15 protein-coding genes are annotated in these 19,469 nt (G+C 71.6%); 5 read left to right on the top strand and 10 right to left on the bottom strand.

Annotation, left to right across the window (positions count from 1 at the left end; all coding sequences use genetic code 11):
- Window positions 1–5: 5 nt before the first annotated feature.
- Together AB663_RS03970 and AB663_RS03975 are read left to right on the top strand one after the other, a co-directional pair.
- Window positions 6–2,723 carry a LuxR C-terminal-related transcriptional regulator gene (locus AB663_RS03970; RefSeq protein WP_198147922.1) on the top strand — a complete coding sequence of 906 codons (2,718 nt, stop codon included), beginning with the start codon at window positions 6–8 and terminating at the stop codon, window positions 2,721–2,723.
- Window positions 2,720–3,325 (top strand): hypothetical protein, encoded by a 606-nt coding sequence (locus AB663_RS03975; protein ID WP_067196041.1) that lies wholly within the window; start codon window positions 2,720–2,722, stop codon window positions 3,323–3,325. Before AB663_RS03970 ends, AB663_RS03975 begins: the two co-directional genes overlap by 4 nt.
- Before the next feature lie 43 nt (window positions 3,326–3,368).
- Here AB663_RS03975 and AB663_RS03980 read toward each other — a convergent pair whose 3' ends face one another.
- Window positions 3,369–4,703 carry a GAF domain-containing protein gene (locus tag AB663_RS03980; protein WP_067196043.1) on the bottom strand — a complete coding sequence of 445 codons (1,335 nt, stop codon included), beginning with the start codon at window positions 4,701–4,703 and terminating at the stop codon, window positions 3,369–3,371.
- 241 nt (window positions 4,704–4,944) lie between these two features.
- Here AB663_RS03980 and AB663_RS03985 point away from each other — a divergent pair, with 241 nt between their 5' ends.
- Entirely contained in the window at window positions 4,945–5,298 is a 354-nt protein-coding gene (locus AB663_RS03985; RefSeq protein WP_067196045.1) for a PadR family transcriptional regulator, read from the top strand.
- The gene (locus tag AB663_RS03990) at window positions 5,295–6,350 is read left to right on the top strand and encodes an HAAS signaling domain-containing protein (protein WP_067196047.1); all 1,056 of its coding nucleotides are present in this window, start codon (window positions 5,295–5,297) and stop codon (window positions 6,348–6,350) included. Before AB663_RS03985 ends, AB663_RS03990 begins: the two co-directional genes overlap by 4 nt.
- Before the next feature lie 183 nt (window positions 6,351–6,533).
- Here the strand turns inward: AB663_RS03990 and AB663_RS03995 are convergent, their stop codons facing one another.
- Together AB663_RS03995 and AB663_RS04000 are read right to left on the bottom strand one after the other, a co-directional pair.
- A complete protein-coding gene (locus AB663_RS03995) occupies window positions 6,534–7,961 on the bottom strand; it encodes a CCA tRNA nucleotidyltransferase (RefSeq protein WP_067196049.1) in 1,428 nt (475 codons plus the stop codon).
- 296 nt (window positions 7,962–8,257) lie between these two features.
- Complete coding sequence (locus tag AB663_RS04000) at window positions 8,258–8,932, bottom strand: TetR/AcrR family transcriptional regulator (RefSeq protein ID WP_067196051.1); 675 nt, start codon at window positions 8,930–8,932, stop codon at window positions 8,258–8,260.
- Window positions 8,933–9,006: 74 nt separating this feature from the next.
- Between AB663_RS04000 and AB663_RS04005 the strand changes: the two genes are divergently transcribed.
- Window positions 9,007–10,242: an FAD-dependent oxidoreductase gene (locus AB663_RS04005; RefSeq protein ID WP_067196053.1), complete on the top strand. Its 1,236-nt coding sequence runs from the start codon at window positions 9,007–9,009 to the stop codon at window positions 10,240–10,242.
- A gap of 82 nt (window positions 10,243–10,324) precedes the next feature.
- On the opposite strand, the gene AB663_RS04010 is transcribed toward AB663_RS04005, so the two are convergent.
- From AB663_RS04010 to AB663_RS04040, 7 genes are all read right to left on the bottom strand, one after another.
- Window positions 10,325–15,547: a lamin tail domain-containing protein gene (locus AB663_RS04010; protein WP_067196055.1), complete on the bottom strand. Its 5,223-nt coding sequence runs from the start codon at window positions 15,545–15,547 to the stop codon at window positions 10,325–10,327.
- A 216-nt stretch (window positions 15,548–15,763) separates the two neighbouring features.
- Window positions 15,764–16,819 (bottom strand): LLM class flavin-dependent oxidoreductase, encoded by a 1,056-nt coding sequence (locus tag AB663_RS04015; protein ID WP_067196056.1) that lies wholly within the window; start codon window positions 16,817–16,819, stop codon window positions 15,764–15,766.
- A 3-nt stretch (window positions 16,820–16,822) separates the two neighbouring features.
- Complete coding sequence (locus AB663_RS04020) at window positions 16,823–17,347, bottom strand: GNAT family N-acetyltransferase (RefSeq protein WP_157540865.1); 525 nt, start codon at window positions 17,345–17,347, stop codon at window positions 16,823–16,825.
- A complete protein-coding gene (locus AB663_RS04025) occupies window positions 17,340–17,867 on the bottom strand; it encodes a phage tail protein (protein ID WP_067196060.1) in 528 nt (175 codons plus the stop codon). The genes AB663_RS04020 and AB663_RS04025 overlap by 8 nt, the downstream gene beginning before the upstream one ends.
- An 18-nt stretch (window positions 17,868–17,885) precedes the next feature.
- A complete protein-coding gene (locus AB663_RS04030) occupies window positions 17,886–18,383 on the bottom strand; it encodes a phage tail protein (protein ID WP_067196062.1) in 498 nt (165 codons plus the stop codon).
- 7 nt (window positions 18,384–18,390) lie between these two features.
- On the bottom strand, window positions 18,391–18,900 hold the full coding sequence (locus AB663_RS04035) for a phage tail protein (RefSeq protein WP_067196064.1): 510 nt from the start codon (window positions 18,898–18,900) through the stop codon (window positions 18,391–18,393).
- On the bottom strand, window positions 18,897–19,361 hold the full coding sequence (locus AB663_RS04040; RefSeq protein ID WP_067196065.1) for a hypothetical protein: 465 nt from the start codon (window positions 19,359–19,361) through the stop codon (window positions 18,897–18,899). The genes AB663_RS04035 and AB663_RS04040 overlap by 4 nt, the downstream gene beginning before the upstream one ends.
- Window positions 19,362–19,469 lie beyond the last annotated feature (108 nt).

Here is a 19,469-nt window from a genome sequence, read left to right on the forward strand (position 1 = left end):
CAGAGATGACACACGACACGCCCCCCTCGACAGGCCCCCTTCCCGCAGCGGCAGCCCGCTCCCGTGATCGCCCCGACGCCCCCGTCTCGACCGGCGTGCCGCGCACGGCGCCGGCCCTCCTTCCTCGGACCCGTCTGCTCGAACGGCTCGATCGCGCACCGGCACCGGCGCTGACGATCGTCCAGGCCGGGTCGGGGTTCGGCAAGACGTCGCTCCTCGCCGACTGGGCGGGCCGGCGACCGGCGGACGCCGAGCCGCTGATCTGGGTCACCGCGGACGAGAGCGTCGGCGATGCCGTCGCCTTCTGGCGGGAGGTGCTGCACGTTCTCGACCGGGCGGGGCTGGTCGAGCGCACCGACCTCGCCCAGGTGGAGGTCCGCGGCGACATCGCCGACGTGCTCCCCGCGGCGCTGCGCCGGGGCTTCGACTCCCTTCCCGCACCCGTCGTGCTCGTCGTGGACGGCTTCGAACGACTCGCCGGCACGCGCGTCGAGACCGATCTGATCGAGCTGCTCACCCGCACCGAGAAGCTGCGCCTCGTCGTGGCGACGCACATCGCCTCCGAGATCGGCAGCGTGACCACCGCCTCGCGGCTCGACACGCTCACCCTCGATGCGGCCGCACTGCGCTTCGACGACATCGAGGTGCGCGGCCTCGCCGCCGGCATGGGCGTCGACTCCTCGCCCCGCGAGCTGGCGCGGCTGCGCGAGGAGCTGGAGGGATGGCCCTTCGGCATCCGCGCGGTGCTGGAGCGGCGACGCCGCACCGAGTCGGGCTCGCTCTCCGACGCCCGCCGCGCCGTCTTCGGGATGCCGGTCGGCGAACCGGAGCCGCTCGACCTCGCGCTCGTGCATCGGCACCTGCTCGCCTCGCTCGACGGCCTCGAGGGACTCGACCTGCTCGCCGTCACCTCCGTGCTCGACGCCTTCACCGTCGAGCAGGCCGAGGTGCTCGGCGCCGACGTCGATGGGCACCCCGTGCTCGGCGAGCTGGAGTCACGGGGCCTGGGCACCTGGCACGGCGACACCGAGCCGCAGCAGTACCGCCTCCACCCCGTGCTCAGGCGCGCCCTTCGCGACGAGCTCGACCGCCGCGAAGGGGCGACCGCCGGCGCGTTCACCCGGCTCGCGAGCTGGCACGTGGGTCGCGGGGAGTTCGCGCGCGGCTTCGAGGCCGCGATCCACGCGGGTCAGTGGGAGCTGGCGCGGCGATGCGTGCGCTCGGATCTCTTCGAGGTGCTCGTGCGCCTGCGGCTGCATCCCGAGATCCTGCGTGCCGTGCCGCGCAGCGTGCTGCGCGACGAGCCGCTGTTCATGCTCGTCGACGGCATCGCCCGCTACGCGGCGGGCAGCCAGGCCAAGGCGGTGCGGATGCTCCTCACCGCGGTAGCCGCGTGCGAGAAACAGCGGCTGACCACCCGCGGCGCCCCCACGCCGGATCAGGTCTGGGTGCAGGGCATCCTCACCGTCGCACTGCGGCTCGTCGGGCGCTACGAACTGGTCCCGGCCGCGCTGCGACGCTTCGTGCGGATGCTCGAGTCGGTCGACGACCCCGACGACCACCTCGAACCGTCGATGCTGCTGATCCGCACCCAGTCGATCATCACCTACGGCTTCATCGACGACGTGGCCGGCGCAGAACGGCTCGCGGTGAGCACGACGCAGGAGAGGCACCGGATGTCGCGCCTGCAGCAGGCGAACCTGCACGGCCTGACCGCGTTCGCGCATGCGCGACGGGGCGACGTCGTGCGCGCCGCCGCGTCGCTGCGCACCGTGGATGAGCTCGGCAAGCCCCGCCAGTTCGACGAGAGCTTCTTCGCGGTGACCCACCACCTCGCCGCGGCCTGGGTGGCACTCGAGCGGTTCGACCCGTGCGAGGCGGCCGAGCACCTCGCGCGCACCGACCGGCACTGGCCGACCATGGAGTACTGGCCCTTCGCGCTCGAGGCCATGACCCACGTCGAGTGGCAGCGCCGCGGCCCGCAATCGGCGCTGCTGACACTGCAGGAGGGACGCGCCGAGAAGCGCACCAAGGTCGGGATCGGCGCGGCCCTCACCGCGGTCCTGGTCGCCCTCGAGGCCGAGCTGCTGCTGGCTTCCGGGCTCGGCAGCGAGGCCGCGGCGCTCCTGACGCCGAACCGGCTCCGCCGGGCCCCTCGCCTCGCGGTGCCCAGAAGCCGCTCGCTGCTGCTCGCCGGAGATCACGCCCAGGCGGCGAGCCTCGCCGACCGTCACGCGCTGCGCGAGTCGCTGCCGTGGCACATCAGGGTCGAGCTGCTGCTCGTCTCGGCATCCGCGAGCCTTCGCGACGGGGACCGGGACACGGCGCAGGAACGCTTCGACCGCGCAGCATCCATCGCCGAGCGCACCGGGCTGCGGACGCCCTTCGTCTCGATGCCGGCCGCAGACCTGCAGGTCCTCGGCGCGTCGCACCCGCGCCTGCTCGCCGGGCTCTCGTCGCGCTCGGCCCGCTACCCCGAGCCGAGCAGTATCATCGCGCTGTCCCGCCGCGAACAGCGCGTGCTGATCGAGCTCGCCGAGGAGGCGACGCTGCCCGAGATCGCGCGCACGCTCTCGATCTCGACGAATACGCTCAAGTCGCAGCTACGCTCGATATACCGCAAGCTCGGAGCCGCCGGCCGTCACGACGCCGTCCAGATCGCGCGCAGGCTCGGGCTCGTGCTGCTGCGCTCCGAAACGACCGACGAGGAGAGTCCGCGATGAGCCATGCTCCGGGCCGCGATGCGCGGCACCCTTCTTCTGCACGCACGACGACGCGCGATCTTCTGATCTGCGCCGCACTCGGCGCCCTCACCGCGATGGCGGTGATCGCCCTCTCGTCGGTGCTCGGGACGCTCGCGGCGGCGTCGCCCCCGCTGTACTCGCTCGTCGGCGGCTACACCGCGATCGCGCCGCTGCTCGCGCTGCGCCTCACCGGCCGCCGCGGTGCGGCGACCATCACGGCGCTGTGCTGCGCTCTGATCGCGTGGCCCTTCAGCCCGCTCGGCGTGCTGCTGCTGGCGGCCGTGGTGGCGCCGGCGGTGGCGATGGACCTGCTCTTCGGCCTCCGGCGCCGCATCGGCCGGCGCGGCGCGCTCTGGCTCGGAGCGGGCGCCGCGGCGCTGGTCATCTTCGCGCTGTCGCTGCCGATCATCTCTCCCGACCAGCTCACCACGACCGTGGTGCTCCTCACCCTGGTGGGCCGACTCGCGTCGTACGCGATCGCCTGTGCGCTGTCGGGGATCGTCGCGCGCGCCCTGCACCGCGCCGGCGTGCGCCCGCCCGCGCCCCGCGGCGCTGAGCCGCAGGCTGTTCGAGGCGCGTGAGTCGTCGCGTCCGTGGGGCGACGCATCGTACCCACGGGAACGGTCATGCCTCGCGGTCGAGCCTCTCGATGCGGCTGACCAGGCCGGCACGCTTCGGCGACCGAGCCGGCAGCATCTCCAAGGCCAGCCGCAGCACTTCGGCGTCGTTCTGCCCCTCGGGGATCTCGGCGTACGCCAGGAGCACGTCGAGGCTGGCCTCCGACAGCATCGCCTCGCGCAGCGCGGCCCGCACCGAGTCGCGGAACTCCTCCACGCCTGGCGACGTCGACTCCGGCAGCACAGGGCCGCGGTACGCGGTCAGCGCGACGCGGTGCGCACCCCGGTCGAGAAGCGACAGCACGTCTTGAGCATCCGTCTCCAACGGCATCGGCAGCCGGTAGGGGCGGGACTCGGGGATGAGACCGGATGCCGTGCGCTCCAGCACCTTCCTCAGACGCACCATCTCGGGGCGCAGCGTGTCGGGCGACGCGCCTTCGCCGTACACGAGCTCCGCCAGGCGCTCGGCGGAGAGACCCTGCCGGTGGATCGCGAGCATGAGCATGATGGCGGCATGCCGTGCGCTGAGCTCGATGACGCGTTCGCCGAACTCCGTGTCGATCTCGAGGCGGGCGCGGTCTCGGCCGAGCACGTGCAGCACGCCGCGGAGGGTGCCCTTGCCGGTGAGCGCGGCCTGCGTCGTCGCACGCTGCGGGACCTCGGTGCGACGACGGAGCCGGGCGACCATGAGCTCGGATTCGACGGCCCGCACGGTCGCGTCGACGAGCAGCCGCGCCTGCGGGGTGACGACCTCATCGCCCCCGGTGATGTCGATGACGCCGAGCACGCGCTGCGTCTCGGGGTCTCGCACCGGGGCGGCCGTGCACGACCACGGATGCACGAGCCGGTTGTAGTGCTCGGCGCCGCGGATCTGCACGGACTCGCCGAGGAGGAGCGCGGTTCCCGGGGCCGCGGTGCCGACGACGTCTTCCGACCAGTTCGCTCCCTCGACGAAGCCCATGTTGCCGGTGAGGGAACGGACGCGGTGGTCGCCCTCGACCCACAGCAGCCGGCCGGCCTGGTCGCCGACCGCGACGATGACCCCGGAGTCCTGGACCTCACCGGGGAGAAGCAGCGAGCGGATCATGTCCATCGCCGATGCGAGCGGATGCGTGATCCGATACCGTTCCAGTTCGTCCTCGGCGAGTTCGAGCGACGGCGCGCCTTCGGGTCCGACGCGGCCGCGCCAGGATCGCTCCCAGGACTCGCGCACGAGCGGACGCACCTGCTGCAGGCGGTGGTCTTCGAGGTTGCCGGCGAGCAGTTCCTCATGGGCGCGCTCGATGAGCAGACGTGACGCCTCCGGACGGGCGTCGCGTGACGCGCTCCATGACGCGACCACTGCGTTCTCCGATCATCGACGGTGGAGTGCGGCCATTCTACCCACCCACCCTCGCTCCACCCACCCCCCCCGCGCTCCATCCAGCCCCCGCTCAGGTATGAGTTGTGGTCGGATTTGGGCCGGATTTCCGACCACAACTCATACCGGAGCGGGGAATGGGTTGGCGGGAGGTGGGCGGGTGGGGTGGGTTGCGGAGTACTGTGCAGTGCGTGGTAGTGTGCATCGCATCGGAGGAGGTCGGATGGACACCACACAGCTGCTCAAGGGCGTGCTCGATGTCGCGGTGCTCGCGGTGCTGCGCGCGGAGGACGGATACGGCTACGACATCGTGCGCCGGTTGCGCGACGCGGGGCTCGGGGACGTCGGCGACGCCTCGGTGTACGGCACGCTCCGGCGCCTGTACGCCGCGGGAAGCCTGTCGAGCTACGTCGTCCCGTCAGACGGCGGACCCCACCGCAAGTACTACGCGCTGAACGCGCAGGGGCGCTCAGCACTGGAGACCCAGACCACGACCTGGCTCGACTTCGCCGGCGCGATGTCCCGCCTCCTCGTCGACGATCGCGCCGGAGCATCCACGAACGGAGAGAACCGATGAACGCCACCGACACACCCATCGACGAGCGCATCCGCGCGTTCGCGGCATCCGTGCGCCGGCACCTCGACGACCTGCCTGCCGATGAACTCGACGAGATCCTCTCCGGACTCACCGCCGACCTCGCCGACCAGGCCGCCGACAACGACGGCGTGCTCGATCTGGGCGACCCGGCGGAGTACGCCGCGGAGCTGCGGTCGGCCGCCGGACTCCCCCCGAGCGGTGCGTCGCGATCGCGCCAGCCGTTCCGCCGCGGCCTCGCGGCCTGGCGCCAGGACCTCGGCGACGGCATCCGGCGCCTGCGCAACACCCCCGCCGGCGCGTGGCTGCTCGACTTCCTCGTCGCGCTCCGGCCGGTGTGGTGGGTGCTTCGCGGATGCGGCATGTACGCGCTCGTCACCCTGCTGGCCACGCTCATGCCGCCGTACGGAGCGGGCTGGGGGATGCCGACGCATCCGCTGCACTGGATGCTGCTGCTCGCCCTCGTCGTCGTCAGCGTCCAATGGGGTCGAGGCCGGTGGGTGCCGATGCGCTGGCTTCGTCATCTGCGTACCGCCACGAGCTTGCTCGCCGTGCTGCTCATCCCCGCCGTGCTCGGCGCGCTGCTCGTGCCGCGTGTCGAGTACGTCGACGCCGGCGGCTACCTTCCGCAGGGGCTTCAGCTCGACGGCGTGCAGGTCGGCAACATCTTCGCCTTCGATGAGAACGGCGAGCCGATCGAGCACGTGCAGCTCTTCACGGACAAGGGCACGCCGCTCAACCTCTACGGCGGCTACAGCTCCGACATGGAGGTCGGACAGCTGTTCGAGGACGGTGAGACCGCGACCGTTCCGTTCCGCGACTACCGCAAGCAGCCCGTGTGGAACATCTATCCGCTCGACGAGGGCAGGATAGACCCGAACACCGGCGAGCCGAAGAAGTCGTCGATCAGGCAGCCTGCGCCGCCGTTCCTGCGTGCTCCGAGCGTGAGCTCGACCGGGCCGAAGCCCACACCGACCCCGGTGCCGACCGACGGGGTCACCGACCCCTCCTCCGAGCCCACCCCGGCGCCCTGACCGGCGCCCTGAGGCCGGATGCCGGGACGAGTGACTCCGGCCGGCATCCGCGGCTCCGGGCGGCGCTGCGGCAGACCCCGGGTTTCGAGTCGCATGATTTGCCCCGATTCGAGGCGATTGAGGGCAATTCATGCGACGTGAAACCCGGGAGGCCGAAGGCCGGGGGGCCGGGGGCCCCGGGGGTCAGCCGCGGGCGGCCCACCAGGCGCGGAGGCGCTGCTCGGCGGCATCCGGGCCGATGACGCCCTCGTCGAGTCGCAGGTCGAGCAGGAACCGGTAAGCCTCGCCGACTTCGCGGCCGGGGCGGATGCCGAGGATCCGCTGGATCTCGTTGCCGTCGAGCTCCGGACGGATCGCGTCGAGCTCTTCCTGTTCCCGGAGCTCGACGATGCGGCGTTCGATGTCGTCGTAGGCGGCGGCGAGTCGCGCGGCCTTGCGCTTGTTGCGCGTGGTGACGTCGGCGCGCGTCAGGATGTGGAGCCGCTCCAGGAGGTCGCCCGCGTCGCGCACGTAGCGGCGCACGGCCGAGTCGGTCCACGCGCCCTCGGCGTAGCCGAAGAACCGCAGGTGCAATTCGATGAGCGTGGCGACGGCGTCCGTCGTGTCGCTGTCGAACCGCAGCGATTGCAGACGCTTGCGCGCCATGCGGGCGCCGACGACGTCGTGATGGTGGAAGGTCACGGCGCCGCCGGGTTCGAGCTTGCGCGTGCGCGGCTTGCCGATGTCGTGCAGCAGGGCGGCGATGCGCAGCGGGACGTCCGGTGCCTCACCCGGATGCCGCGAGTGCTCGAGCTCGATCGCCTGTCGCACCACGGTGAGCGAGTGCTCGTAGACGTCCTTGTGGTGATGATGCTCATCGACCTCGAGTCGCAGGGCGCTCACCTCGGGGAGGAACTCCTCGATGAGGCCCGAGTCCACGAGAACGCGGATGCCGCGCACCGGATCGGCCGTGCCCATGAGCCGCACGAACTCGGACTGGATGCGCTCGGGACTGACGATCGACAGGGTCTCACGGAGTTCCGTGATCGCGTCGAACGTGCCAGGGTCGATCGCGAAGCCGAGCTGAGCGCTGAAGCGCGCGGCGCGGAGCATCCGCAGCGGGTCGTCGCCGAACGACACCCGCGGGTCGGTCGGCGTGCGGAGGACCCCGGCGACGAGGTCTTCGACGCCGCCGGTCGGGTCGATGAGCTTGACCGCCGGGACCTGCAGCGCCATCGCGTTGACGGTGAAGTCGCGGCGGATCAGGTCGCCGTCGATCGTGTCCCCGAACTCGACGGTCGGCTTACGGGTCTTCCCGTCGTAGCTGTCGGCGCGGTACGTCGTGATCTCCACCTGTTCGCCGCGGACGCGGGCGCCGATGGTGCCGAAGGCGCGGCCGATGTCCCACTGCGCGGTCGAGACCGGCGTCACGATGCGCAGGATGTCGTCGGGACGAGCGTTCGTCGTGAAGTCGAGGTCGTGCGTGTCGCGGCCGAGCAGGGCGTCGCGCACCGGCCCGCCGACGACCGCGAGATCGAAGCCCGCCGCGGTGAACGCATCGGCGAGGGTGCGGACGACGGGATCCTCGGCGAGCGCGCCGAGACGGCTGAGGCCGTCGGCCATGTTGAGCATGGGTTCCAGCGTACCGGGGCGCGTTCGGCCGCCCGGGCCGCCGGGCCGGGCACGCGCCGCCGGGTCGCGACGCCCGCGCCGTCCGGCCGCGCCGCCCGGCCGCGCCGTCCGGCCGCGTCGTCCGGCCGGTCCGTCCGGCCGCGTCGGGCACGGTGCCGTGCGACGCGTGCGAAAAGTCGGAGTTTCGTCACGACACGCCGGCGGCCGGCATCCGTGACCGGCGTGTCGTCACGGGAGTCCGACTTTTCGCACCGGAAAGGGATGCCGGCGCGCCCCGACCCCGCCGGGAAACCCGGTCACGGCCGCGGCAGGAGCAGGCCGCGCAGCAGCACGCCGGGGGCTCGCTTCGCGGCATCCGCCCGCACACCCGCGTCATCCGCCCGCACACCCGCGTCATCCGCCCGCACACCCACGGCATCCGCCCGCCCGTCCACGGCATCCGCCCGCCCGTCGGCCCCGAGCGCCCATTCATCGACGGCGCGCAGCGTGGCGAAGGCCGCCGCGGCGAGCAGGTCGACCGGCAGGTCGTCGCGCACCTCCCCCGAGGCGACGCCCTGACGGAGCACGCGCTCGACCCAGCTGCGCACGTCGTCGAGCAGGGCCGTGCGCGCGTCGCTCGCCCCCGTCGCCGGCAGGTAGAAGATGCGTCCGAGCAGGTCGAGGGCGGCGTTGCGCGCTGCGAGATCGCCGAATTCGGCGACGGTGCGATCGACCTGATCCCAGAAGCGTCCGCCGGAGAACTCCGCCGGATCGGGAGCCGTCCACTGCGCGGCCACGTCGTCGACGAGGGCGACGACGACCGCGTCGAACAGCTCCGCCTTGGAGCCGACAGCGTGGTAGAACGAGCTCTTGCTGAGCCCGGCAGCACGGATGATCCGATTCAGCGATGCGCCCTCATATCCCGCGGCGGCGAACTCGGCCACCGTCGCCTGGATGAGCGCGTCGCGATGCGCCCCGCTGACCTGTGCCATGCGTCGAGCATAGTGGACCAGGCGGTCCAGACGGCGTATCGTGGTGGGTGGACCAGGTGGTCCAAGGGAGGGACATGCTCACCCACACATCGCTCGCCGCGCAGCTGGCGGCTCAGCGCGACGACCCGGTCCGCGTGCTCGTCGTCGGGGCCGGCATCGCCGGAATCACCCTGGCTCAGCTGCTGCGCCGAGACGGACTGCATCCGGTCCTCATCGACCGGGCGCACGACGACGCGCATCCGGGATACATGCTTGCCCTCTTGCCCAACGCCGATGCAGCCATCGCCGACCTCGGAGCCATGGACCGATACCGCGCGCTGAGCGTGCCGCTCGAACGGTACCGCTTCCGCTCGCACCGAGGGCGCATCCTGCGCACCGATCCGCTCGGCGCACTCCTTCAGACCTACGGCGACTACCGCGGCATCTCGAGAGGCGAGCTGATCGAGGTCCTCACGGATGAGGGATGCGAGGTCACGTTCGGCGCGACGGTGACCTCCGTCGCGCGTGCCGGAGGCGGCGAGCGCACCGCGGAACTGATCACCGCCGACGGAACGGCGGTGCACGCGCGCTTCGACCTGATCGTCGGCGCCGACGGCATCCGTTCGCGCATGCGCGATGTGCTGGGAGCCGGCGAGATCGAGGTCGTCGACACCCACTGGGCCGGATGGGTCGCGTGGGCGGAGGATGCCGACGGCGATCCCGGACTGGGCGAAGAGCTGTGGGGAGCGGGGTTCTTCCTCGGCGTCTACCCGGTTCGCGGGCGTCTCGGCGTCTTCCTCGGCGGGCCGGCCCCCGAACTGGCCGGCGGACCACGGCGCTTCGCCCAGACCGTGCGCGACCGCCTCGCCGAGCTCCCTCCCCGGCTCTCCGCCGCCGTCGACGCGATCGCCGCCGATGACGACCCCTACCTGTGGCACCTCGACGACGCGCGCGTGCGCCGATGGGTCCTTCCCGACGGCGTGCTGCTCGGGGATGCCGCAGCCGGATTCCTCCCGACCGCCGGTGTCGGGGCCGCCATGGCCATGGAATCGGCATGGATGCTGGCGCGTATGCTCCGCGGAACGGATCGGCGGATGCTGCACGGCGCGCTCACCGAGTGGGAACGCATCGAACGTCCCCGCGTCGAATCGGCGCAGCAGAACTCTCGGACGCTGGCGCGCCTGATGTTCCGCCGCGGCCGGGTGATCGCCTGGTTGCGCGAAGTGGCGTTGCGGGTGCTCACGGTGCGCGCCGCGCTCGGTCCGATCGTGCGGCTGGTCGCCGAGCGCCCTGACCCGGGGTTCGGGTCGGCTGGTCGGCCGGACTCCTGATCGTTTCGAGTCGCATGATTTGCCCTGTTTTGCAGCGTTTGAGGGCAAATCATGCGACTCGAACAGTGAGGACGGCGGCGGCTCAGCTGCTCACGCGACGGCGGCCCCGACGCCAGAGCAGCACGCCTGCGGCGAGTGCGACGAGCGCACCGGCCGCGATCGAGGCCGACCACACCGCAGAGGCGCCGGTCGTGGCGAGTCCGCCCGGTGCCGTCGACCCACCGCTTTCGGGACGGCCGCCTGCCGCGGCATCGCCACCTGCGCCGGCGCCAGACCCGTCGGATGCCGCGCCGTCGGATGCCGCACCGGACGCCGCACCCGCCGCGTCAGCCGCTCCGTCAGCAGAGGCATCCGCGTCGGCACCAGCACCGGCGCCAGCACCAGCACCGCCCGCATCGCTCGACCCGTCAGCACCAGCACCAGCATCAGCACCGTCAGCACCAGCACCCTCAGCACCGGCATCAGCACCAGCACCCTCAGCACCGGCATCCGCACCGCCACCGGCATCCGCGCCACCGCCGGCATCGCTCGATCCCTCCGCCCCGGCGTCGGGGTCGCCGCCGCCCTCGGTGCCGGTGGCGACGAACGTGCGCACCGCGGTGTACTCGACCCCGCCGAACGGACCGGTGGTCCGCACGTACCAGCCGTGCTCGCCCTCGTCGAGGTCACGCCAGGCGACGGATGCCGTCTGCCCGCTCACCACGCCGTCGACGCAGCCGACCTCGTGCGTCGTCAGGATGTCGGCGCGGAAGGCGTCGGTCGCGAGCGTCTTGGGGCGCGGCGCGATGCCGCCTGCCGCGTACGGGATCTCGAACTCCTGCATCCCCGGAGGGCTGTTCAGCGATGCGTCGTCGGAGTCGAAGTCGTCGAGGGACGGCGAGTAGGTCCGCACGATGATGCGTCCCTGCTCGTTGTCGAAGTGCAGCAGGCGCAGGTAGCCGAGGCCGCCCTCCGGAAGACCCTGGTAGTCGAACAGCATGGAGTACACCGTGCGGTCCGCCACACCGTCTCCGTCATCGTCGAACTCGTCGAGCCGCGTGTAGGCGTCGTGATAGTGCCCTGAACCCACGGCGATCACGTTCGGGTTCGGCGCGACCACCTCGTCGAGGATGCGCTGCGGGAACGGCCCGAGGCCACCGGTGGTGAGCATGTACTCGTGCAGGTTCACCATGACCTTGCGCTCCGGGTACTGCCGGATCACCGCGTTCATCCAGTCGATGTCGGCCGAGTTCGACGCCTCGTCGTTGGGGTCGGGCCAGCCCATGTACAGCATGAGCAGGTCGACGCCGTCGACGCTGACGAGGTCGAAGTGACCCCGGTTGTCCTTGTACGACCCGCCGTACCAGGGGTTGTCGTCGAAGCGGTCGGCTCCGAAGTGCTCGCTGTACGGACCGTAGTCGCCCTCGAAGTGGCCCACGTCGTGGTTGCCCGCGAGCACGCCGTAGGGCAGCCCTGCGTCGTCGAGCAGGTCGTACGCGGCATCCGCGTTCTTCCACTGGTGCGCCAGCGTGTGATCGTCGACGATGTCGCCCGTGTGCGTGACGTACTGCAGGTTGAGCTCGTCGCGCTGGTCGATAAGGAACCGGTTGATGTCCAGCTGGTGCTGGTACCAGACGTCGCTGCCGCCCGTGCCCGCCTGCTGGCCCTCGTTGCTGTTGTAGTACTGCGTGTCGGACTCCCACGCGAGCGTGAAGTCGTACTGGTCCCGCGGGGTCGCATCCGCGTGGAACGGCGTCACGTCGGACTCCCGCGTCGAGGTGTCGGTCGCCGCCCACCCCTCGGAGTGCTGCACGAGGAAGGTGAGCGTGCCGTCGACCGCGTGCCCCGCGATCGGCACCTGCGCGTCGAGCGTGAACGACGTCGGCGCGCCGCCCGTCGTGACGTAGCGGTCGACCTCCTCCCACGTCCCCCGCGTCGTGCGCACGTACAGGAGCACCTTCGCGTCGGCGTTCGCCGATCCGGCCCACGCCACCCGGGCGTCCGCGTCGGCGCCGGCATCCGCCGGGACGTCGACCGTGAAGAGCTGATACGGCATCGCGGTCGACGACGTCTCCTCGACGGCGATGCCGTCGGTGCCGGTGAGCCGGGAGAGCTCGTCCTCGCTGAGCGGGGTCGCACCGCGGCGATCCGTCGCGCCCGCGTCGGTGGTCGTGCCCGAGGACACCCGCACCTCGGCATCCGCCGGCGTGTAGGTGTACCCCTCCGCGAAGCAGACCTCCATGCGGTCGTCGACGTTCGACCCGGGGATCGCCGAGAGCTCGGCGGAGTCGCCCTCGACGGTCGCGCCGTCGTCGGGGGTCACGAGCGTCGTGCGAGGCATCTCGTCGGCGGTCGTGAAGGCGGTCGTCACGGTCGAGATGTTGCCCACGGCGTCGCTCGCCGTGATCACGGCGACGTGGTCTCCCGGGGTCAGGGCCAGCGAGGAGGTCTCGGTGGGCAGGGCGATGTCGGCGCCGTCGAGCGACGCGGTGATCGACCGGAAGCCCGAACCGGTATCCGTCGCGATCGCGTCGATCGTGAACGGGCCGCGGTACTGCATGCCGTCGGTGAGCGTGCCCGTGATCTCCGGCGCCGTGTTGTCGACGCGCACCGTGCGGGTGACGGTCCCCTCGGCCGCCGCGACGGTGACCGTGTGGGCGCCGTCGGCGACGGCCGTGGTGTCCCACAGCGTCGACACGGAGTCGAACGCGTCGTCCGGGATGGTGAAGGTCGCGAGGAAGTACACGAGGTTGGCGTCGCTGAGGTTGATCCGCTCCGCCGCGTCCTTCGGGCACGAGCGGGGCGTGAGCTCCTGCCCCTCCCCCGCGCCCGAGCACGAGGTCGGGCGCAGCACGCGTCCGTCCGGCAGTGCCAGGCGTGGGTTCATGAAAGTGAAGTCGTCGTTGTTCTCGTTCGGGTCGGGGTTCGGCCAGGCCTTGGTGCCCGCGTAGACGCCGATCGTCAGCTGCTCGCCGCGCACGACCTCGTCGACGGGCACGTCGGCGTCGACCGTGACGATGCGGTCGTAGTAGCCCTCGTCGAAGATCCGCAGCACGTTGTCGCCCAGCTTGATGCCGTTGCGGAAGAAGGCGTCGGTCGACGTCGCGTCGATCGCGAACTTCGGCGCCTTCTCCAGCGAGGGGATGCCGTCGGCGACCGGAGCCCCGTCGATGCGCAGGTCGAGCGACGTCGCGTCGCCGTCGGTCGTGGCGACCACGGGCGTCTGCGCGTTCACGAACTCCCCCTCTCCGAGGTTGAGTCGCACGGGGTCGGGGGTCGTGTCATCGAGCGTCAGGCGGACGGGACCGAGGGTGCTCTGCGTCGATCCGTCGCCCGCCGTCACGGTGTACTCGATCCACCGCTTGCCGTACACGTCGACCGCGGGGAGGGAGTACAGGTACCTGTTCGCCGACGAGAACGTCAGGTTGCGCGTCTCGCTGCCGCCGAGGTCGTCGGTCAGCGTGAGCGTGACCCGGCGCACCAGCACGTCATCCGTGATGTCGAAGCCGAGCTCGACACCGTCGGTTCCGGGGACCTCCGATCCTCCCGTGAGGTCGGCGATCACCGGGGCCGTCCCGGCGGCGGGGTAGGGCACGAAGGCGCCGGCGACCTGGTCGTCGCTCACCGATCCCGGAGTCGGCGCACCGAGACGGAGCATCGTCTGCGTCGTGCCGGCGGGGTCGCCGGGGGCCCACAGGGCGGATGCCGGGTCGGCGGGGTTCCACGCGTACTGGATGGCCGTGCTCGCCGTGGTCTGCGCGTCGTCGAAGTAGTACGCGCGGGAGACGTCGTGGCCGCTCTTCGTGGAGAGCTGGAGCCCGCGCGACCCGCCGTTGGCCATACCGCCCGAGCTGATGGTGAGCAGGTCCTCGCCCAGCGTGAGCTGCGTGCCGAACGCGGCGTTGAAGTCGTCGGCGGTGAGCCCCGCGGCCTGCACGGCGGGGTTCTGGATCCACAGCACCAGGGTCTTTCCCGGGGCGATGACCGGCTCTCCCGGCCCCGCGGGCCAGAGGGTCGAGGCGTTCGTCTTGGGTCCCGACAGGTTGTTGTCGGTGGTGAGGTAGCTCAGCACGTAGTCGCCGAAGCCGACCGGTGTGTCGGACGCGTTGTACACCTCGATGAACTCGTAGGCGTCGGAGCCCGACACGTTCGCGGTGTCGGGTGCGACCTCGGTGATCTGCAGCAGCGGTCCGTCGGAGTCGGGGTCGGTGGGCTTGGTGAGAGCGCTCGTGACCTGCTCGACCGTGATCGTGCCGGGTGTGGGCTGCGCCGCCGCGCCGGTCGGGTCGAAGGCGAGCAGCCTGGCCTCACTGCTGCCGAGGAGGTCGGGAACCGCGAACTGCGCGTTCCACGGCGTCGAGCTGGAGCCGTCGTCGGCGGGCACCCAGGCGCGGCTGAGGGTGGCTCCGGAGGCGTCGGTGATGCTGAAGCCCCGGTCCCCGCCGTTCGCGAAGCCGGCCTGCGGGCCGAAGCGGAACACGGGCACGTCGGCCGCCACGCCGTAGAACGCGCGGAACTGGTCCTTCGTGAGGCTCTGGCGCGGGTCGCCCTGGCCGTAGTTCATCCAGAACACAGCGACGCCGCCCGCCGGGATCACGGCCGGAGCGTCCGCCTCGGCCTCGAGGTGGATGAGGGGCTGCACGGTGCCCGTGTTCCAGCGGCTGGTGTGGTACCGGAACTGGATGCCGGAGGCGTCGAGGTCGATCGCGGCATCCGTGGTGTTGGTGACCTCGACGTACTCCCAGTTGTCGGCACCGGGGTTGTCGCCGTTGATCTCGGTGATCACGAGGGGCCAGTGCGGTCCCGCGTTCCCCGCGGTGCCCGGCACCGTCTCGGCGACGGCGAGCGCGGCGGCGTCGGTGGCGTCGGTGGCGGTGGCGTCAGCGGCGGCATCGGGGGCGGTGCCGCCGGCGGGTGCCGTGTCGTCCTCGGTGCCGGCCGGCGGGGTCACGGTGCCGGAGGCGTCGGAGCTGCCGGAGGTGCCGGCATCCGGCGCGGGCGTCTCCGACCCGGGCGCCGGCGTGGGGCTGGCCGGGCTCGTCGGGCTCGGCGATGAGGATCCGGCATCCGGTGTCGGGGTCGGGGTGCTGGCCCCGGAGTCCGGCGTCCCCTCTGTCCCGGACGCCGGCGGGGTCGTCTGCTCCGCGACGGGTGCGGTCTCCGCGCCGGGCGTGGGCGCCGGGCTCTCGGATGCGGCAGGAGCGGCGGAGTCTTCAGCGATGGCCGCGGACGCCGAGAGCGGCAGCGCGCCGGTCGACATGGTCGTGGCGAGCACGGTGGCGGCGAGCACGCCGGCGCAGGCGCGGCGGAGGGATGGTCGGGGCATGACGGAGGAACCTCTTCGGGGGGTGGGGGGCGCCGCCCTTTATATGGTTCCCAGGTGGCCCGGAGGTAACGCGCCGCCGCCGTCCGGTGAACGCGCGGGAAACCCCGCCCCCACGTTTCGAGTCGCATGTTTTGCCCCGAAATCGCCGAAATCAGGGCAAAACATGCGACTCGAACCGGGTACGAATGCCGTCAGGCGGCAACCGTACGGATGCCGTCAGGCGGGGTCGCCCTCGACCGGGCCCTCGGTGTTCGGCTTCCACCCGAGCTCGGGCGCCACGTACTTCGCGAACGACTCCAGAACGTGCAGGTTGTACTCGGGGCCGAGCTGGTTCGGGATGGTCAGCATGAGCGTGTCCGCCGCCATCACGGCCTCGTCCTGCTTCAGCTGCGACACGAGCACGTCGGGCTCGGCCGCGTAGGTCTTGCCGAAGGTCGAGCGGAACCCGTCGATCACGCCGATCTGGTCGGCGTTCTCCTCGCTGCGCAGACCGAAGTACGCGCGATCCATGTCGGACACGAGCGGGAACACGCTGCGGCTCACCGACACGCGCGGCCGTCCGGTGTGACCTGCCTCGCGGTAGGCGGCGCGGAACAGGTCGATCTGCTCGCGCTGCAACTCGTGGAACGGCTGGCCGGTCGCTTCGGTGACGAGCGTCGAGCTCATCATGTTGAGCCCCTTGCGGCCGGTCTCCTCGGCTGTGGCGCGCGAGCCGGATCCCCACCAGATGTGGTCGCGCAGCGTGGGTGACTGCGGCTCGATGGCGAGGTACCGACCGGCGCCGACCATCCGCGGGTCACCCGGCGCGATGCGCTCACCCTCGATCGCCGCGAGGAAGAGGTCGAACTTCTCGCGGGCGAGCACGCTGCCCCGCTCCGTGTCTTCGCGGTCGACGTAGCCGAAGGTCTCGTAGCCGCGCAGCGCCGTCTCGGGTGACCCGCGGCTCACGCCGAGCGCGACGCGGCCGTCGGCGATGAGGTCGAGCGCGGCCGCTTCCTCGGCGAACTGGAACGGGTTCTCGTAGCGCATGTCGATCACGCCGGTGCCGACCTCGATGCGCTGCGTGCGGGCCGCCATCGCCGACAGGAGCGGCATGGGCGAGGCCGCCTGACGTGCCCAGTGGTGCACGCGCACGTACGCGCCGTTCACCCCGAGCTCATCGGCGCCTTCGGCGAGCTCGATGGTCTGCCGGAGCATGTCACCCGCGGTGCGGGTCGCCGATCCGGGGACGTCGCCGTAGTGCCCGAACGAGAGGAATCCGAAAGCCTTCATGTTCTATGCAACCGAATGAATCTCGACGTATTCCCGCGAGGGTTCCCGACGCAGCTCGACGTACCCTCCCGCAGCATCCGCTCCCACAGCATCGACAGTGCCGACCGTGCCACCCACGGCGACGAACCCGTGCCGCTCGTACCACGCACGCGCCGGCGCGTCGTACCACGCCGACAACGACACCGGCAGACGTTCGGCATCGGCCTCTGCGAGCAGCCCCGCCAAGACCTCGCTCCCCACGCCCCTTCCCCGCCAGGCCGCGGCGACGACGATGTCACACAGGCGGATGCCGTCGCGCGTGGGCGCCGTCACCACGGCGCCCACCGGCATGCCGTCGCGCACGACGAGGTCGGCGACCGCGTCGGGAAAGCGCGACACGATCGCGTGCATCTTCGAGCGGATCTGCGCGGCGACGAGCGGGTCGGCGACGGCATCCGGCACGCCCTGCAGCGTGCGCCGCAGCTCCTCGGCCACGATCGCTTCGAACCGGGGGTCGTCGAACGCCACCCGCTCGCGTCGGTCACTCACGGGGCGGGAACACTCCCGTCAAGGCGATCACGAAGCACATGCCGAGGAACGGCGGCATGTTGTTGTGCGGCGCCGACTCGCCCGCGGCGGCGACGGCACCCGGCGCCATCATCGTGTCGTGCCCTGGCGTGTACCCGTTGCGCGAGGCGCGGCCGTAGCGGCTCTGCGCCCACGACCGTCCGCGAGGGTCGCCGCTGGTGCCTGCCGCCGCGACGCCCGTCACACCGTGCGTGTGCATCGGCATCTCCGACCTCAGGAGAGTCACGGCCGTGGTCCCGCCGAAGTCGCCGACGCGGCGCGGCGTGAGTCCGGGGCCGTCGCCCTGGCCGATCGCGAAGGCGCCGTTCAGGTTCGGCAGCGCGAACGTCGTCGTGCCGTTGCCCCCGTAGTTCGTGCCGAGCAGCGAGAACAGCGCCGTGTTCTGCGAGATGGGAAGGAGCTGCCCGTCGCATCTCGCCCAGCCTCGCGGCGCGAAGTCGAATCCGACGGTGCGGATCTCTCCGATGTACGGTTCAGCCATGTGTGCGACTCCGTGGCCTCAGTTGCGCGACGGGTAGACGCCCGTCAGCGCGATGATGTGGGTGACGACGAGGAACGGCGACCGGTTCTCGTGCGGCTGCCCTCCGCCCGAGTGGGCGACGGAGGCCCCGGCCATCGTGCCGGTCGCACCGCTGCCGTACCCCGGCTGCGCCAGCTCGGCCCAGTAGGCACCCTGCGGCGAGGGAGTGCTGGCCGGTGCGCCGGACGCCTGCACCTGGTGCGTATGCGCGGGCATCTCCGCCTGGGTGAGCGTGTGCGTCGCCTCCCCGCCTGGAACTCCTCGCAGCGCCGGGTCCGACGTGTGTATCGGCGACCGTCCCCGCAGATCCGGCAGGGCGAAGGTCGTCTTCCCGTCCCCGCCGTAGAGGGTCCCCAGCAGGGAGAACAGCGCCTGATTGGTGGCGATGGGCAGCAGCTGACCGTTGCAGAGGGCCCAGCCCTTCGGAGCGAAAGCGAAGGCGACCCGCCGGATCTCGCCCAGGTACTGCTCTGTCATCGGCTCCTCAGTCCTGTGTCGGGAAGATGCCGTCGAGCGCGATGATGTACGACACCACGACGAACGGGGGCATGTTGTCGTGCGGCTGGTTGGAGCCGGCGGGCAGCAGAGCGTCGCCCGGGAGCGGCGCCGTCGGCGCGGCATCCGAGTACGCGAACGACGCCTGCGGAGCCCAGAGAGCATCCGCCGGATCCGTCGCGGATGCCGTGCCGGCCACGGCCGGCGCATGCGTGTGCGTCGGCATCTGCCCGATGGACAGGACGACCGACTCGGCGCCGCCGCTCTGCCCGAGACTGTGCGGAACACCGCCGACGGTCCCGACGTGCACGGCCGAGCGGCCGCGGAGGTCGGGAAGGGCGAACGTGGTCTGGCCGTCGCCGCCGTAGGTCGTGCCGATGAGCGCGTAGAGCGTCGGGTACTGGGAGATGCTGAGGGTGCGCCCGTCGCACAGCGCCCATCCCACCGGGGCGTAGGTGCCGGCGACGATGCGGATCTCGCCGACGAACCAGTCGCTCATGCGCTGCGCCCCTGTCGGTCGACGATGCCCTCGAGCGCACCGTCCGCCACCGAGACGAGGTAGAGCGACGCGATGTGCGCCCCGCCGCGCAGCAGCCGGTACAGCCCGTCACGGGCCCCGGCCGGCGCGGTGAACTCGACGCGGAAGCGGTGCTCCGGGTCGTCGCCGCCGGGGAGGTCGCCGACGGCGTCGAGCACGAGGCGGTTCTCGGCCCAGGGGGACATGCCGACGTAGACGCTCCCCTCCTGCCCGGTGAAGAGCGAGCGCACGGGACGCATCGGGTCAGGGATGCCGGTGCCGCGGTCTTCTGCCACCGAGACGCCTGCCATCGCGGACTGCGCGGCCGCCCCGTGCTCCGGAGCGATCGCCGCGGACGCCGGGTGACCGGCAGCGGCGATCCCGGTGCCGAGCGCGAGGGCGCCGACTCCCAGCACGCCGCGGCGTGAGAACACAGCAGTCATGGCACTCCTGCAGTCGGATCGCACCCTGGGGATTCGCCGCGAGGGCGGGTGCGGTCCGACGCTATCACTCAGGACGCCGAGCCGATAGCATTCCGATATATTCACCGT

Source organism: Microbacterium sp. XT11, from assembly GCF_001513675.1.
Classification (GTDB): Bacteria; Actinomycetota; Actinomycetes; order Actinomycetales; family Microbacteriaceae; genus Microbacterium.